Annotated in this window: 13 protein-coding genes; 7 read left to right on the top strand and 6 right to left on the bottom strand. The window is 53.8% G+C overall.

Features of this window, described 5'->3' with window-relative positions; genetic code table 11:
- Positions 1–60 precede the first annotated feature (60 nt).
- Positions 61–393: a NifB/NifX family molybdenum-iron cluster-binding protein gene (locus OOT00_RS04220; RefSeq protein WP_265424046.1), complete on the top strand. Its 333-nt coding sequence runs from the start codon at positions 61–63 to the stop codon at positions 391–393.
- An 86-nt stretch (positions 394–479) separates the two neighbouring features.
- Positions 480–1,313, top strand: coding sequence for an MBL fold metallo-hydrolase (locus OOT00_RS04215; protein ID WP_265424045.1), 834 nt, complete (start codon positions 480–482; stop codon positions 1,311–1,313).
- Positions 1,314–1,330: 17 nt separating this feature from the next.
- On the opposite strand, the gene yjgA is transcribed toward OOT00_RS04215, so the two are convergent.
- Together yjgA and metF are read right to left on the bottom strand one after the other, a co-directional pair.
- Positions 1,331–1,864, bottom strand: a complete 534-nt coding sequence (gene yjgA, locus OOT00_RS04210; protein ID WP_265424044.1) for a ribosome biogenesis factor YjgA — start codon at positions 1,862–1,864, stop codon at positions 1,331–1,333.
- 9 nt (positions 1,865–1,873) lie between these two features.
- Entirely contained in the window at positions 1,874–2,761 is an 888-nt protein-coding gene (metF, locus tag OOT00_RS04205; protein WP_265424043.1) for a methylenetetrahydrofolate reductase [NAD(P)H], read from the bottom strand.
- Between the two features lie 160 nt (positions 2,762–2,921).
- Between metF and OOT00_RS04200 the strand changes: the two genes are divergently transcribed.
- Genes OOT00_RS04200 through dusB form a run of 3 tightly spaced genes read left to right on the top strand, consistent with a single transcriptional unit; the run spans position 2,922 to position 5,207 of the window.
- Positions 2,922–3,269: a hypothetical protein gene (locus OOT00_RS04200; RefSeq protein WP_265424042.1), complete on the top strand. Its 348-nt coding sequence runs from the start codon at positions 2,922–2,924 to the stop codon at positions 3,267–3,269.
- A 29-nt stretch (positions 3,270–3,298) separates the two neighbouring features.
- Positions 3,299–4,132 carry a DUF1848 family protein gene (locus tag OOT00_RS04195; RefSeq protein ID WP_265424041.1) on the top strand — a complete coding sequence of 278 codons (834 nt, stop codon included), beginning with the start codon at positions 3,299–3,301 and terminating at the stop codon, positions 4,130–4,132.
- 28 nt (positions 4,133–4,160) lie between these two features.
- Positions 4,161–5,207: a tRNA dihydrouridine synthase DusB gene (gene dusB, locus OOT00_RS04190; protein WP_265424040.1), complete on the top strand. Its 1,047-nt coding sequence runs from the start codon at positions 4,161–4,163 to the stop codon at positions 5,205–5,207.
- On the opposite strand, the gene OOT00_RS04185 is transcribed toward dusB, so the two are convergent.
- A complete protein-coding gene (locus tag OOT00_RS04185) occupies positions 5,187–5,384 on the bottom strand; it encodes a hypothetical protein (protein ID WP_265424039.1) in 198 nt (65 codons plus the stop codon). The two genes, dusB and OOT00_RS04185, sit on opposite strands and share 21 nt — an antisense overlap.
- Before the next feature lie 494 nt (positions 5,385–5,878).
- Here OOT00_RS04185 and OOT00_RS04180 point away from each other — a divergent pair, with 494 nt between their 5' ends.
- Together OOT00_RS04180 and OOT00_RS04175 are read left to right on the top strand one after the other, a co-directional pair.
- On the top strand, positions 5,879–7,345 hold the full coding sequence (locus OOT00_RS04180) for an OmpP1/FadL family transporter (RefSeq protein ID WP_265424038.1): 1,467 nt from the start codon (positions 5,879–5,881) through the stop codon (positions 7,343–7,345).
- Positions 7,346–8,061: 716 nt separating this feature from the next.
- Positions 8,062–9,654 carry an OmpP1/FadL family transporter gene (locus OOT00_RS04175; RefSeq protein ID WP_265424037.1) on the top strand — a complete coding sequence of 531 codons (1,593 nt, stop codon included), beginning with the start codon at positions 8,062–8,064 and terminating at the stop codon, positions 9,652–9,654.
- A 201-nt stretch (positions 9,655–9,855) separates the two neighbouring features.
- On the opposite strand, the gene OOT00_RS04170 is transcribed toward OOT00_RS04175, so the two are convergent.
- Genes OOT00_RS04170 through OOT00_RS04160 form a run of 3 tightly spaced genes read right to left on the bottom strand, consistent with a single transcriptional unit; the run spans position 9,856 to position 15,637 of the window.
- Positions 9,856–13,101 (bottom strand): efflux RND transporter permease subunit, encoded by a 3,246-nt coding sequence (locus OOT00_RS04170; protein ID WP_265424036.1) that lies wholly within the window; start codon positions 13,099–13,101, stop codon positions 9,856–9,858.
- On the bottom strand, positions 13,098–14,258 hold the full coding sequence (locus OOT00_RS04165) for an efflux RND transporter periplasmic adaptor subunit (RefSeq protein ID WP_265424035.1): 1,161 nt from the start codon (positions 14,256–14,258) through the stop codon (positions 13,098–13,100). The genes OOT00_RS04170 and OOT00_RS04165 overlap by 4 nt, the downstream gene beginning before the upstream one ends.
- Complete coding sequence (locus OOT00_RS04160; protein ID WP_265424034.1) at positions 14,258–15,637, bottom strand: TolC family protein; 1,380 nt, start codon at positions 15,635–15,637, stop codon at positions 14,258–14,260. Before OOT00_RS04160 ends, OOT00_RS04165 begins: the two co-directional genes overlap by 1 nt.
- Positions 15,638–15,700: the final 63 nt, after the last annotated feature.

The following is a 15,700-nucleotide window of genomic DNA, read 5'->3' as shown; positions in this document are numbered from 1 at the left end:
AAAAACACTATAATGATGGCATTCAATGCCCCTTACCCCACCCTATGCAAGGAGTCGATTATGAAGGTTGCCATTCCCGTTGCCGAAGGAAAACTTGCGGTTCATTTCGGCCACGTTCAGGAATTTGCCCTGGTCTATGTAAATGACGGAAAAATTGAAAAAACCGAAAGCCATACTCCCCCTCCCCACGAACCCGGAGTATTGCCCCGTTGGGTGGAATCCCTTGGTGCAGACCTTGTGATCGCCGGAGGTATGGGCCATAAAGCCCAGCAGCTTTTTGCGGAAAAAGGTATCCGTGTCCTTACGGGTGCTCCCTCTGAAACACCGGAAACACTGGTTCTCAATTATCTGGAAAATACCCTCCAGACAGGCGTCAACCTCTGCGACCACTAAATCTCACCGGGAAGGGCGGCAGAAAACCATCAATGCCGCCCTTTTATAATAAACTCCTCTCGCTACCATGATCCACAGGAGCGGCCATGACCCGTATTACCCTTCTTGCCGAAAATACCACAGCAACCGGTGCGGCCCTTATGGGCGAACACGGACTTTCCTTTCTTATGGAAACACCGGAAACCTCCATCCTCTTTGACACGGGCCAGGGCATGGTTCTTGGTGCCAATGCCCGTACCCTGGGCAAAGACCTTTCCAGAGTGGAGACCATTGTCCTCAGCCATGGCCATTATGATCATACGGGCGGGCTTGTTTTTTTTGAGGCCGGAGAAAAGAACAAACGTCTGGTAGCTCATCCGGCAGCCTTTGCACCCAAATGGGCAGGACGGGGTCCCGGCCAGCTGATTCCCATCGGCTGTCCGTTTACGGAGGAAGAAATCCGAAACCGGGGCTTTCTGATCGAAACGTCAACCATATCCCTTCCTCTCTCGACGGGTATCCGCACCACTGGGGAAATCCCCATGGTGACAGACTGGGAAAGGGTTGAGTCTTACTTCTTTGCCGGTGAACCGGCTCAGCCCGACAGCATGCCCGACGACATGGGCCTTATTCTGGAAAGTGCCATGGGAACGGTGCTGATTCTGGGTTGCACCCACAGGGGAATCATCAACACCCTTACCCACGTGGCAGGCATCACCGGAAGCCGTCATTTTCATGCCATCCTCGGTGGTCTGCATCTGGGCCAGGCCGATGAAAAACGATTGAATCAGGTAAGTTCGGGGCTAAAAGACTTTTCTTTTGACCATATGATGATCGGTCACTGCACAGGCATCCATGCCTACGGACACCTCCGGCGGGTTTTCGGAGAAAGGGTTACCTCCCTTTCCGTTGGAAGCTCCTGGACCTTTCCCGGAAACTGAAAACAGACAAAAAGGCTTCAGTCTCCGGCATCTCCCTCCATTTTCTCTTTCAGGTAACGGAAAAGAGCCCTTCTGGCACCTCTGGGGCTGCCTTCTTTTTTTTCCCTCGTTGCCTGATCCACAAGAAAGAGAAAGTGATGACGATCCAGTTCCGGCCGTTCCGCAAAGCTGTGAGCCAGGTCCTCATCTCCTGCGGCCAGACGGTCCCTTACGGATTCCAGATACTGAATCCGGGAGCGCTCACGGCGCTGAACGGCCTCTCCGTCTTCAAGAAAACGGCTAATTTTCTCAACATGTTCCGGGTCTTCATGGCGCATCAGAGCACCAATTCTCTTTTCCTGACGTTTCCGGGCTCCATGGCTCCGTATTCCCGTATAGTCTTCAAAAGACCTGCGCAGCTCGGGGGAAAGAGGTACGGCTTTCCAGGCATCCTCCCCCATGCCGGCGAGTCGGATACCCAACGATTCAAGGACCCGTACTTCCTGCTTCTTTTGTGATCGACTTTTGGGAAGTTCGCTCTCATCTTCCCACTCCGCATTCCAGTCTTCCATACAAACTCCTTACAGGCTGAAGCTTCGGGAATTTTTCACTCCCAGAGCTTCGTAAATACGCAGGGTGGCAAGGGATCGGTTCAGTGTATAAAAATGAATACCCCGGACACCATGATCAATCAGATCCCGCACCTGCTCCGTGGCCCAGTGGACCCCCACATTTTCCACCCTATCATCGGAACCGGCCCGATAAACAGCCTTGAGGAGGGCCGCCGGTATGCGGGCTCCCGCAGCCAGTTCCGCCATGCGCTCCATCCCCCTGCGGGTAGTCACAGGCATAATGCCCGCAAGGATGGGAACACGGATACCGGCCAGTTCACAGCGCTCCTGAAAATCATAAAAATCCCTGTTGTCAAAAAAAAGCTGGGTTACAATATAATCAGCGCCCGCATCCACTTTGGCCTTGAGATAATCAATTTCCTGAAGCCGGTTAGGCGTGGCGGGATGTCCTTCGGGGAACCCTGCCACACCGATGCACATACCCGGAAAATGTTTTTTGATATAGGCTACAAGATCGGCAGCAAATAAAAAACCATCGGGATGGGGAACAAAGGATTCGCCCGCAGGAGGATCTCCCCTCAGGGCCAGAATGTTATGAACCCCCAGAGCATCATAGGTACTCAGAATCTCGTGGATCTCATCCCTGGAAGCCCCCACACAGGTGAGGTGGGAAACCGCCGTCAGCGGTGTTTCCCTGTGGATACGGCCGAGAAGCTGATGGGTTCTGTCCCGGGTGGAGCCACCGGCACCATAGGTGACACTCACATAGGCGGGATCAAGGGGCATCAGGTCGGCAATGGTATCAAAAAGAGTCTCCCAGCCCTTTTCCGTTGCCGGCGGAAAAAACTCAAAACTGAAGGTCATGGGATTTTCAGCAAAAATATCTCGCAGCAGCATATATGCATCTCCTCTTTGACAGAAAAGCGTGTCCTGTGCCATAGATGACCCAGAAACGGCAGGATACCCTTTCCCGGTATTTTACCCAACCCGAACAAACAAGCCTCCTCTTCTTCCTTTCGGAAGCTGAGCGCGGCATCCCATACAAGGGCAGACATCCATGACAGATATCGGCGATATTGTACTCATCTATTTTGAAGACCAGCCCACAAGCTATGCCCGTGTCGACAACATCGAAGCGGATGTGAAACGGGACTGGTATCAGCTTACCATGACCCTGCTCCAGCCCCCCTCTCCTCCGGAAAGCATCACATGGATCTTACGGGATACTTACATCAACGGAGATGAATTTACCATGCAGGGAAAACGCATCCGTCTGGAAAAACTGGAACCCTCTCCAGGCATTCTGGAAAGACAGAAAGAAAGGCTACATTCCGGGGAAAAAAATCCAGCGGAAAAACCTTCTCCAGGGCAGGTAATCTCCTTTTCCGACTTCAAAAAGCACTGAACAATCTGAATCCGCCGAAAGAAGACACCATGACCCGCCGCCGTATTCTGTCCGTATCCCGACGAACGGATATCCCGGCCTTTCACCTTGACTGGTTCCATGAAGGGCTTGCAAAGGGATACTGTGAACCCGTTAACCCCGTATCCCAAAAAACTTTCCGGGTGCCCACCGACCCGGATGCGGTGGCAGCCTTTGTTTTCTGGTCCAAAAACTACGGCCCTTTTCTCCAGAAACAGACCGCAAAAATCCTGAAAGAAAGGGGACAGAAATTTCACCTTCAGTTCACCATCAACAGCCCGATACCCCAGCTGGAACCCAGCCTCCCTCCCCTTGCCGCAAGGCTGGAACAGATGGCTGAACTTGCCCGGTGCTTTGGTCCGGAGAGGATTTCATGGAGATGGGATCCCATCTGCCACTGGATAGATATCCTGGGAAAAAGGCATCACAACCTCAACGATTTCATGACCATTGCCTCGGCCGCTGCCGAAGCCGGCATCACTTCCTGCACCACGGGCTTTCTGGATCTGTATGCCAAAGTAAACCAAAAGGGACAGCGCAGGGGAATAACCTTTTTTGACCCCGGCCAAAGCCGTAAAAAAGCTATTCTTGAACGAATGGCGGTAAGGCTGCGGTCCATGGGCATGAATCTTCTTCTCTGCTGTGAACCGGACATGCTGGCTCTCTGCAACGGGGATAATATTTTCCCCGCTCAGTGCGTAGTCCAGGCAGCGGATTTCCCGTCCCTGAACCTTCCCAAAGACAAAGGCCAGAGAGCTGCATGCAACTGCCGTCTTTCCACGGATATTGGCAGCTACCGCACCCAGCCCTGCAGCCATGGATGTCTCTACTGCTATGCCCAATGACCCACAGACTCAAGCGGAATTTTGTACCATGACAGAGGAAAACCCTTCTCCGGAAAACAAGCCCATCGGATTCAAACCCTTCACAATCGGAAATATCCAGATGGGCCAGCCCACTGTTCTTGCCCCCCTTGCGGGTGTTACGGATCTCCCCTTCCGCCGCATGGTGAAAGGGTTCGGCTGTGGCCTGGTCTGCTCGGAAATGGTCAGTGCCAATGGACTTGTCTACGGATCGGAAAAAACCCGACAGCTCATGGCATCCCATAGCGACGAAAGTCCCCTCTGCATTCAGATTTTCGGATCCGATCCGGCCATCATGGCCGAAGCGGCAGCCATGGCTCAGGATGCAGGTGCCCATATTCTGGACATCAATTTCGGCTGTTCCGTACGTAAGGTACTCAAGTCCGGTTCCGGATCGGCTCTCATGCAGGAACCAGAAAAAGCAGCCGCCATTCTTTCCAGGGTCCGCAGGGTACTGTCCATCCCCCTTACCATCAAAATGCGTTCCGGATGGACCGCCGATGCAAAAGATGCCCTCACCCTTGCCCGTATTGCCGAAGACTGCGGCGTGAACGCCCTTACCCTCCACCCCAGAACAGCCAGACAGGGATTCGGCGGGAGGGCAGACTGGTCCAGAATCAAAGAACTGAAACGCCTTGTGACCCTTCCAGTCATCGGCAACGGCGATATCCTTACCCCCGAAGATGCCCTTTTCATGCTGGTATCAACGGGCTGTGATGCTGTCATGATCGGCAGAGCCGCCCTGCACAGTCCCCATATTTTCCGGGACATTCATGCCATTTTAAGCGAACAGACTCCCGGGGGCAGAAACCCTGCCGAACACCTTGCCGCCATGGGCCACTATATTGAAGACACCCTCACTTTTTACGGAGAGGAAACGGGCTGCCGTATCCTCCGCAGCCGCCTGGGCTGGCTGGTCAAAGGGCTACCGGGGTCAACAAGGTTCCGCTCCCGGACCTCGTCCCTTTCCAGCCGCGAGGAAGCCCTTGCGCTGCTAGCCGACCTTCACAAACCCATCATCATGACAGAGCCTGATTCAGCCCCGGAAAAGCCATAAAACAGCCGGTACCAGCACAGCCAGAATCACCAGAACGCCCGGGGTTGTCATGTAGGCCCTGTAAAAGGGCTCTCCTGCCGTCTTGACCCGCTTCACTTCCGCCAGAAACCAATGCCCCAGCAGCATGGCCGATCCCAGTGCCGCCCCCATCTTAATAATTTCTAAAACCCATTCCACAGTCATTTCCTTTTTCAAGCTGACCCTGTACGCTTCTCCTTGTCCCCGCATTGCCTTCTGCCTCTTACCGGAACTCGTTCTTTCTGTCAAAAGCTTCCCTTCTTTCACCACGCCGTTCTGCCCTTCATTTCTCCCCTCGGTCCCATACCGGCTCCCCTTTATGTCCTTTCCACTACAGGTTCTACGTCATGACCGGCGTTCACATTTTTTACCGCCCTGCCAAGGCCTTATTTTGCAAAGGTTCACACAAAAAAATCATTTTCTCTGTTGACAAAGGTGTATGGAGAAATATAGAGAGACTTCATACAATGAACACTGATTCAGGATTCAAACTCAAGATCGAACACTGGTTTCACAATCAAACCATGTGAGAAACAGCATACTGACACAGGAATGGGGATCCGGTCAGTGCGGGCAGAAAGACAGATCCATGGCCCACAAGCAGTTTTCGCACAGGTATTCCAAACATTCGGGAAAAGGGTGGGAGAATCATCATGAAAAAATTGATTGGCATGTGTGCGGGTATCTTATTTCTCGGTTCTTCAGTCCAGGCGGCCCTTGTGCAGCCCTTTGGTATCGGGGCAAGAAATGCGGCGCTGGGAGAAGCGGTTTCAGCCTATACAACAGATGCCTTTGCTGTGTATTACAATCCTGCTGGGCTCAGCAATATCAAGACGCCTACACTTTCCGCAGGCATGGCTGTCTATGATGCGGAAGTCTACTACAAAGACTTCAAGATCACTGACAGCAACGGCAACGATATTACACCACAAGACATTCAAAACAGACGATGGAAAGGGGACAAAGACCCCCTGCTCAATCCCCACATGGGTTTTGCCATGCCCATCAATGAAAAATTCAGTTTTGGTGTAGCCGCCTATGCACCCTACGGTTTTCATCTGGACACACCCAAAGATCCTGCCCAAAAGCCCATGGCAATGAATTTCTGCGAGTCCTATTATACACGAGTCGTTGTGACCCCTGCCGTCTCATACAAGGTAAATGATCGTTTATCCCTTGGCTTTGGTGTAAGCATGGGCCGCTCTGAGTCCGGAGCCAGTCAGGCTACGCCATACGATCCGCTCATAGCCGCTGCAGCTAAAAAAGCAGGGAACTATAATCTCATCCAGATAGATTATAATAACCCGTATATTACAGAAATTGAAATGGATGACTCCATCAACTGGTCCTGGAATGCGGGTATTCAGTATCAGCCCACGGACAGACTCAGCCTCGGCCTTACCTATCGATCCCGTACTCCGGGGAACTTTTCCGGGACATGGAGCCAGAATGGTGAAAGAATCGGGCGGGTTTCCATGGACTTTGATCATCCGGAAGCCGTACAGGCAGGTGTCCGCTATGCCCTTACGGAACGCTTTGCCATGTCCTTTGACATGGTCTGGGCAAACTGGAGTATCAGTGATTATCAGACAGAAATCATGACTCTGGATACAATCCCGGAAAACACCTCCACCACCATAGACAATATAGCTCTTGCTCTTGCCCAAGGGAATCAGGCTCAAGCAGCGGTCATTGCCGGTAGTATTAAGGCTGGCCTCCTTCAGTCAAACGAAAAGAATTTGAGGCGCGACTGGAAAAATCAGATCCAGTACAAACTCGGCATGGAATATGTCTTCAATGATCGCTTTACCTTCCTCGCCGGTTATGTTTATGACCCCACCCCCGTTCCCGCCGACACCTTTGACAATATGTGGCCGGACAACGACCGGCACATAATGACCATAGGTACATCCGCCAAAGTAACCCAAAACTGGACCATCGATTTTGCCTTCCAGCACATCCGTACCTTTGACTGGGGCTACAGGGACGACATTAACGGCACATCAGAAAACCTCAATCAGACAGCCGAATATCTGCTGAGGCAAGAAGGCGCCCAGATGCATGTCAAAAACCAGGGGTACCTCTGGGGCTATAACCTCACAGCCAACTACAGATTCTGATCTTTCCCTCTGCCAGACAGGATCGCAGGAAGGAATATTTTTCTCCCTGCGATCCTGCCGCTCTCCTGACACGGCAGGTGCAGCCCTCCAAACCCGGCCGCCTCCTCCGGCGCCCTTCTTCACCACCCCCAGGCACAGCGGGTTCCGTAACCGCACCCTGCATACAAAAAAATCAGCCATACCCATTCGTTGCTATCCCTACGAAACCCTGCTTTTTATTTCGCATCCCGCTTCTCCCACCCATGATGGCGGAGGCACCGTGAGCCCAGGCCATCATGATAAAAAAAAATCCGTCTCAACAATACAAAACACTCAAACCCATACCCCTACCACACTCTGCCCGAAAATTCTCCCGCCCCGGCTCACCCAGCCATCAGAGATAAGCCCTCTGTCCTGCAAAACAAGAGATTGCACACAACAACGCCGCCTGCGCCCTCCATTCAGTTCCTCAGCCGCATCCCATATTCTCTTACCAGAATGTTTTTCTCTGTTGACAAATGCGTGCGGAGGGATATAGAGAAACTTCATACAATGAACGATGATTCAGTACTTGAACTTTTCATTCACTATAGTTTTCATAACCAAACAGTGCAAAGAACAGCCGCTTGGAACAGGAATGGGGCTCCTGACCGTGCGTGAGCAGAAAAAAACGCATAGTGCACAAGCATTTTTTGCACAAGTATTATGAACATCAGGGAAAAGGTGGGAGAGCCAACATGAAAAAACTGATGATGATGTGTGCAGGTCTTATTTTTCTGGGCAGTACCGCACAGGCTGCCCTTGTGCAGCCCTTTGGCATTGGTGCACGGAACGCAGCCCTCGGGGAAGCCGTCTCGGCCCACGCAACGGATGCCTTTGCCGTGTACTATAATCCTGCAGGGCTCAGTAATATTGACGCCCCCGTGCTCACAACCGGTCTTACGGTTTATGATGCGGAAGTGTACTATAAAAATTTTGCAATCATAGATTCACAGGGAAAGGACCGGACCCAGGACCTTGGCATCCAGAACACCCGGTGGAAGACGGACATGGATCCCCTCCTGAACCCCCACATGGGCTTTGCCATGCCCGTCAATGATAAAATCAGCTTTGGCATTGCTGCCTATGCACCCTATGGATTTCACATTGATACGGACAAGGATCCCTTCCAAAAACCCATGGGCTTCAATGCCTGGGAGTCCATGTATACCCGCATAGCCGTTACCCCCGCCTTTTCCTATAAAATCAACGACCGGCTTTCCTTTGGTCTGGGTCTCAGTCTGGGCCGGTCCTCCTGCAAGGCAGGGAAAACCAGTTACGAGGACCCCTTTCAGTCTGCCGTCATCAAACAGCTGAAGGCAGGTTTCACAGAGCAAGGATACAACGATGCGCAGGTTACGGCCCTGCTGAAAGATGTCAGTGCTGCCAGAAGTTCTTCGGGTGGGCCTTTCATTACCACAGAACTGGATATGGAAGACTCCTTCAACTGGTCATGGAATGCAGGAATTCAGTACCAGCCCACAGACAGGCTGAGCCTCGGACTTACCTACCGATCCAGAGCCAACGGAGATTTTAAGGGAGATTTTATCCACAACGGGCAGAAGGTGGGCAGCGTAAGCATGCCCTATGACCATCCGGATCAGGTTCAGGTGGGGCTCCGCTATGCCCTTACGGAGCGGCTGGCCATGTCCTTTGATATGGTATGGGCCAACTGGAGCATCAATGCCTTCCAGCATGAATATATCACCTCAAGCGTACTGCCCGACGGCGTTGTGGCCATCATCGATCAAACGGCAACCAACATGGCCAATGCGGCACTGCAGAATAATCAGATTACACAAGATCAGTATGCGGCATTTCAGGCGCAGCAAAAGGCCGGCCTCATCCATAAGGTGGGTCAGAGCACCCTCGGTCAGACCAGAGACATGGGTTACAACCGCGACTGGTCCAACGAAATTCAGTACAAGCTGGGTGTGGAATACGTATACAATGACCGTTTCACCTTCCTTGCCGGCTATGTCTATGACCCCACACCCGTTCCGGCCCATACCTTTGACAATGGCTGGCCGGACACGGACCGGCACCTCATGAATCTGGGTGCTTCCGTCAAGGTCAATGCCAACTGGACTGTGGATGTGGCCTTCCAGCACATCCGGACCTTTGACTGGGGGTACCGGGATGATGTCCGGGGAACCTCAGAAAACCTGAACAAAACCATAGGCGGACTAATCCCTGTGCTGGATGGTCCGGATGCGGAAAACGGCACGGTTCATGTGGATAATCAGGGCTACCTGTGGGCCTATTCCCTTACGGCCAACTACCGGTTCTGACACACTGCCACACAGACAATCTTCGTAAAAGCCTTCCGGCTTACTACCCGGAAGGCTTTTTTGTTTACAAGAGCAAAAAAAAAGTGCGCACATTCCGACCGCCCCCTTCAACCCTGCCCACCCCGCCCTTCCTGCCCATACACTTGCCAGCGCCAGCCTTCCCAGACAGGACTTTCTTCCTGACCCGGCCCATGGACTTCTTCATTTCCTTTCTCCTCCCGAATGGCGGAACAAGGCATAATAGGTGACGGGCACCACAAGCAAAGTAAAAAGGGTGGAGGCAAAAAGCCCGAAGATCAGAGCCCAGGCCAGACCGGAAAAAACCGGATCCAGTGTAATGGGAGAAGCGCCGATGGCCGTGGTCAAAGCCGTCAGTACAATGGGACGCAGACGGATGGCTCCACTCTGCAGAATAGCTTCGGAAAGCACCATTCCCTTTGCCACAGCCTCCTGAATGAACTCCACCAGCACAAGGGAGTTGCGTATCACAATACCTCCCAGAGCAATCATGCCGATCATGGAGGTAGCCGTAAAAAAGACGGGGTTAACATAGGGGCCCACGGAAGGAGCTGCCACAAGATTCAGCAGCCAGAAACCCGGCAGAATACCCAACAGGGTAAGGGGAATGGCCATCATAATCAGAAGGGGCAAACCAAAACTTCCCGACTGTATCACCAGAAGAAGATAAATTCCCAGCATGGCTCCGGCAAAGGCAAGCCCCATGTCCCGAAAAACCCTCTGTGTAATCTTCCACTCCCCCTCCCCTGCCCACTGCACACGGATACCCTCTGCGGGGGGATTCTCCCGCATGCGGGACATCAGATCAATCACCCCTTCGGCAGGAGATTTTCCCGCCATCTCACCCAGTACATAGACCACCCGTTCCATATTTTTATGATGAATGGTTCCTTCTTCCAGCACCCTTTTCACGCTGACAAGTTCGGACAGGGGAACCATGACACCTGCGGGTGTTGCCATGGGGATGGACCCAAGGCCTGCCATGGAACTGCGAACTTCTCTGGGAACCGTCACCCGCACAGGCAGGGGGGAGCGCTCCCCTTCCCGGTGAAGGGTGGCGGGTATGCTGCCGCCAACGGCCGTTTCCAACGTTGTCAGCAGGGCATGAACCGAAATACCGTGCAGGGCCGCTTTTTCTCTGTCCACCTCCAGCACCATACGCTCATGGGGGGATTCGGCCATGATATCCACATCCGTGACAAAGGGCTCTGCCAGCATGATATCCCGCACGTGGTCGGCGGCCCTGAGAAGATCGTCATAGGTCATATCCTCTCTTCCGTAAACTTCTGCAACCAGAGTGGCCAGCACCGGCGGACCCGGCGGCACCTCGACCAGCTGCATGCTGGCACCATGGCGGCAGGCAAGGGACTCCAGATCCGGACGCAGCCGGAGTACAAGGCCATGGCTCTGAGCATTCCGCTGACTCTTATGCACCAGATTAACCCGGATATCGGCAAGATGCGGCCCCTGCCTCAGGTAATATTTCCGCACCATTCCGTTAAAATCCATGGGAGAAGCCGTACCCGTAAAACTGATAATTTCCCGGACTTCGGGAACCGAACGCAGAAAATACTCGAATTCCCGCACCACAGCATCCGTGGCTTCCAGGGTGGTTCCCTCGGGCATATCCAGTACAATCTGAAATTCCGCTTTGTTATCAAAGGGAAGAAGCTTCAATGGAACCTGCCGCAGCAAAACCAGTGAAAGGCAGCCTCCAAACAGCAGCAGAATACCTCCCAGCAAGGCATAGCGATGCTGGCGGGAATGGAGGAAAGGGGTCATGATCTTCCGATACAATCGCTCAATGACAGGATGCACGCCAGTGGCTCCCCTTTGCCCTGTCCCACCATCCTTGCCTCCAATTCTTTTCAGCAGCAGCCATGAAAGCCATGGAACAATGGTAAGGGCCCAGAGGGTAGAAAAAATAACCGTAAGGGGAACGTTCACCGCCATGGGAGCCATGTAAGGCCCCATCATGCCCGTGATAAAAAAAAGGGGCACAAAACACAGAATAATGGCCACCGTGGACATCAGAACCGGGGACAGTACCTCCCTTACTCCCATCAGAGTGGCATCCTTCGGGTCCAGCTCACCTTTACGGATGTTTCGCTGAATATTGTCCACATTGGTAATGGGATCATCCACCACAAGACCAAGGGAAAGAATAAGGGCAAAAAGGGTAACCCGGTTAATGGTATAACCGGCAAGATAATTCACAAAAAGAGCCAGAGAAAAACTCAGGGGAACGGCCACTGCCACCACAAGGGCTTCCCGCCATCCAAGGGTCAGAGCGAGAAGCAGCACAACGGAAACAACAGCAAAAGCCAGAGAAAGCAGAAGATCGGATACTTTTTCTCGGGCGGTCTCTCCGTAATTTCGGGTGACAGACAGGGCAACTCCATGGGGCAACATTTCTTTCTGGAGTTTTTCCATGCGAGCCACCACCGCATCCGCCACCGTAACGGCATTGGTACCCCGTTTTTTGGCCACCCCCAGGGTAACGGCGGCACGGGGCAATCCTTCATCGGGAACTTCTCTTTGGTAACCAGGACCAAAACTCAGGCGGGAAAAACAACGGGCGTCTTCCGGCATCTCCTCAATCAGGGCGATATCCTTGAGGTAAACGGGCCGCCCCCCGTGTACCCCCACCACAAGGGAAGCCACATCGTCCAGATTTTTCAAAAAGGAATCACTACCCACCACAAAGCTTCGGTTGGCCTGACTGATACGGCCTGCACTCACAGAAACATCTGATAAGGCAAGACGGCTCAGAATGGAATTCACATCCACGCCCAACCCCATCATGCGCTCGGGCAACAGGGAAACCCTTACCTCATGCCTTCGCCCGCCCACCATTTCCGTGCGGGACACATTTTTCACCTCAGAAAGTCTGGCCAGAACCTCACCGGCCATACGGTGCAGGGCATGGTCGTCATAAACGGCGGAATGAAGGGTGAAATTCACTATGGGGACATCATCAATTTCCACAGGTCTGATCAGCCAGCCCCGCACAATGGACGGTACAAGGTCCTGATTCATCATGATCCTGTTATGGAGCCGTACCAGTGCAGCTTCCCTGTCTTCCCCCACATAGAATCGCACGGTCACCACGGCTCTGTCCCGGCGGGCCATGGAATACACGTATTCCACTCCGTCAATCTGCCAGAGCAGCCGTTCCAATGGGGTCGCCACCAGCTGTTCCACTTCCTTTGCGGAAGCTCCGGGCACATCCACAAAAATATCCGCAAGGGGAACCACAATCTGAGGTTCCTCCTCCTTGGGAGTCAGCCATACGGAAAAAAAACCAAGGGCAAGGGCTGCCACCATCACTATGGGCGACAACTTGGAAGACAGAAACTGACGCACAAGACTGATCACCACACCCGTCGGAGGGCCCTGACCTCTGTCACCCGAAATTTCATGGTTCATGGCCGTCTCTCCTCCGGCATCATCAACCCCACCCTTTCGCCTCCGGAAAGACCGGACAGGATCTCTACCATTCCCTTTTCAAGCCTCTCCCCTCTGGTCACAAACCGCCTTTCCCAGCGTCCATCCACTTCCACATACACAAGGTCCAGCTGCCCCATCCGGCGGATGCCATTTTCCGGTACCCACACGGCAGGCCTTGTTCCTATGGGAATACGAAGGGTTCCGAACATGCCCGGATACAGTCCTTCCGTAAAGGGGAGGGATGCTTTAACAAGAAAAGTACGGCTTCGGGAATCCGCATAGGGCACCACTTCCTCCACCTCCGCTTCCAGCTCGGCGTCCAGGGTCCGGATGACAACCCGTAAAACAGCACCCGGCGCCACCCGGGCAAAAAGACTTTCCGGCACATAGGCTTCCAGCCGCAAAAAACCACTGGTCTGCACAACGAGCAGGTGCCTTCCCGGCACAGCCATATCTCCTGGCTCCACCAGCCGTTTCAACACCTCCCCCGATTCCGGAGCACGGATCTCCGTATAACCATGGGCAATCTCTGTTTCCCGCAGTTTTTCTTCCGCCTGCCGGATAACCGCATCCGCACCGGTCAGGCCATCCCTGGTCTTCAGAGCATGGGCCTTTGCCTGATGAAAAACGGCCGTGGCCTGCTCCATGTCGCGCCGGGTGGCGGCACCTTCGGCCAGAAAACCCGTAATACGTTCATAATCCAGCCGGGCCGCTTCCAGCACTGCGTCCGCAGAAGCAATGGCCTGCAGCACCTCCCTCCTCGCGGCCGTGGCCTGTGAAACAGCCCCCTTTGCCTGTTCCATACGGGCTCGAACCTCGCCATCATCCAGAAGAATCAGCAGATCCCCCCGACTCACCGAGCTACCCGGATGTACACGAATTTCCTTAATCTGGGCAGCCAGCCTGGACTCCAGGCTGGACTCCGTACGGGGCCGAACCGTTCCAACGGCATCCAGCCATTCCATCCTTTCTCCCGCAACGGCCATAGCCGTATGCAAAGGTTCCGAGAGGGAAGAAACCGCCACCGGGCTTTCCTGCTCACTGCTACCGCAAGCGACCAGCAAAACGACAAAAAACCCGGAACAGAAAAACCGGAGCCCCCATCCCTTCATTCCTCTGTATGCAGCATGCATCATTAAAACCCCTCCCCGCCCAGAAGTCCCAGCGCCCTTGCCAGATCGGCACGTGCCCTTTCACGGTCATACAGTGCAGCTGTTTTCCGGACCTGAGCGCGGTTATGATCCAGCTCCGCCTGCAGGTAGCGGGTCACCGTTGCCGCTCCCCCTCCGTACTGCCTGCGCACCAGCTCCAGCGACTCTTTAGCCATAATGACTCCTCTGGCGGCCACTTCATAACGGGTATCCGAACCGACCACATCGGAAAGAGCCTCTTCCACATCCTGGCGGATATACAGAAGCAGGTTTCTGGCCTTTGCCGCTTCACCCGCCTCACGGGCTTCGGCTCCCTGCCTGCCCGCTCGTCTGGAAAAACCGTCAAAAAACTCCCAGTTGGCCCTGAGCGAAAGATCCCAGTTCTCCCTGTTCCTGTCAAAATCCCAATCCCTGTCATCATGCCAATAGCGAGCCTGAAGATCCAGGGTGGGAAGAATCCGCAGCTGCTCCGCCCTTACTGCCCTGCGGGAACGCTCCATGGAAAGGGCCACAGCTTTCAGCTCCGCACGGTGCTTCATCGCAAGAGCCATGGCATTTTCACCATCTGTGGGCAACAGGGGAAGACGAAAATCCGCATCTCCAATCCGCACTCCCTCGCCGGGACAAAAACCCATGAGGGCTGCCAGAGCGGCCCGGGCAACCCGAAGCCTGCTCCCGCTCATCACCTTTTCTTCCATCACCTCCGCCAGCCTCACTTCCATCGAAAGCAGATCCGACTTCAGCACGCTGCCCCCCTCATACCGTACTGTCATCACCTCCAGCTGGCGGGCAACCGAAGCCAGAGCTTCTTCTGCAATCAGAAGAAAATCTTCCATTGCCTTTACCCGATAGAATCCATCGATCACAGCAGCAACAAGATGATTTTCCACATTATCCCTGGCATGGGAAGCTTCTCTGCTGCCCAAGGCAGCCATTTCCCTGAACAACCTCGTACGTCCGCCATTAAACAGCCGCATTTCTCCCCAGAGCATGGCTTCGGTATTCCGAAAGGAGCCAGGTTCATTAAAATTTACATTCTGGGGCAGGCGGCGCTGATCAATGGTTGAAAAAAGGTAAGAGCTGGGGGCATCTCCCCCTGTCCAGGTCAAAGAAAGGCCCATACGGGGCCATAATCCGGCACCGGCTTCCATGAAGACTGCCTCCGACTCCCTGATTCTGGCCTGTGCCGCCACCATATCCGGATTTCCCTCCTTTGCCATGGCAACGGCATCTCTCAAAGAGAAAACCCGATCCGGAACCGGCAGAGGGACCGGGGCCGGAAAGACGTCAGATAATCCATCTCCGGCCCCTGCGTTCACGGCCATGCAAGCCACAACCAAAGGCAGCCAGAACCATGTTTTCATTACCTCTCCTCCTATGGATTTCCAGACTGAAACCGGGCATGGTCCACTATCTGCCGATACACG

This window comes from Desulfobotulus pelophilus (genome assembly GCF_026155325.1).
GTDB lineage: Bacteria > Desulfobacterota > Desulfobacteria > Desulfobacterales > ASO4-4 > Desulfobotulus > Desulfobotulus pelophilus.
This window is presented reverse-complemented; position numbering and strand designations above follow the sequence as displayed.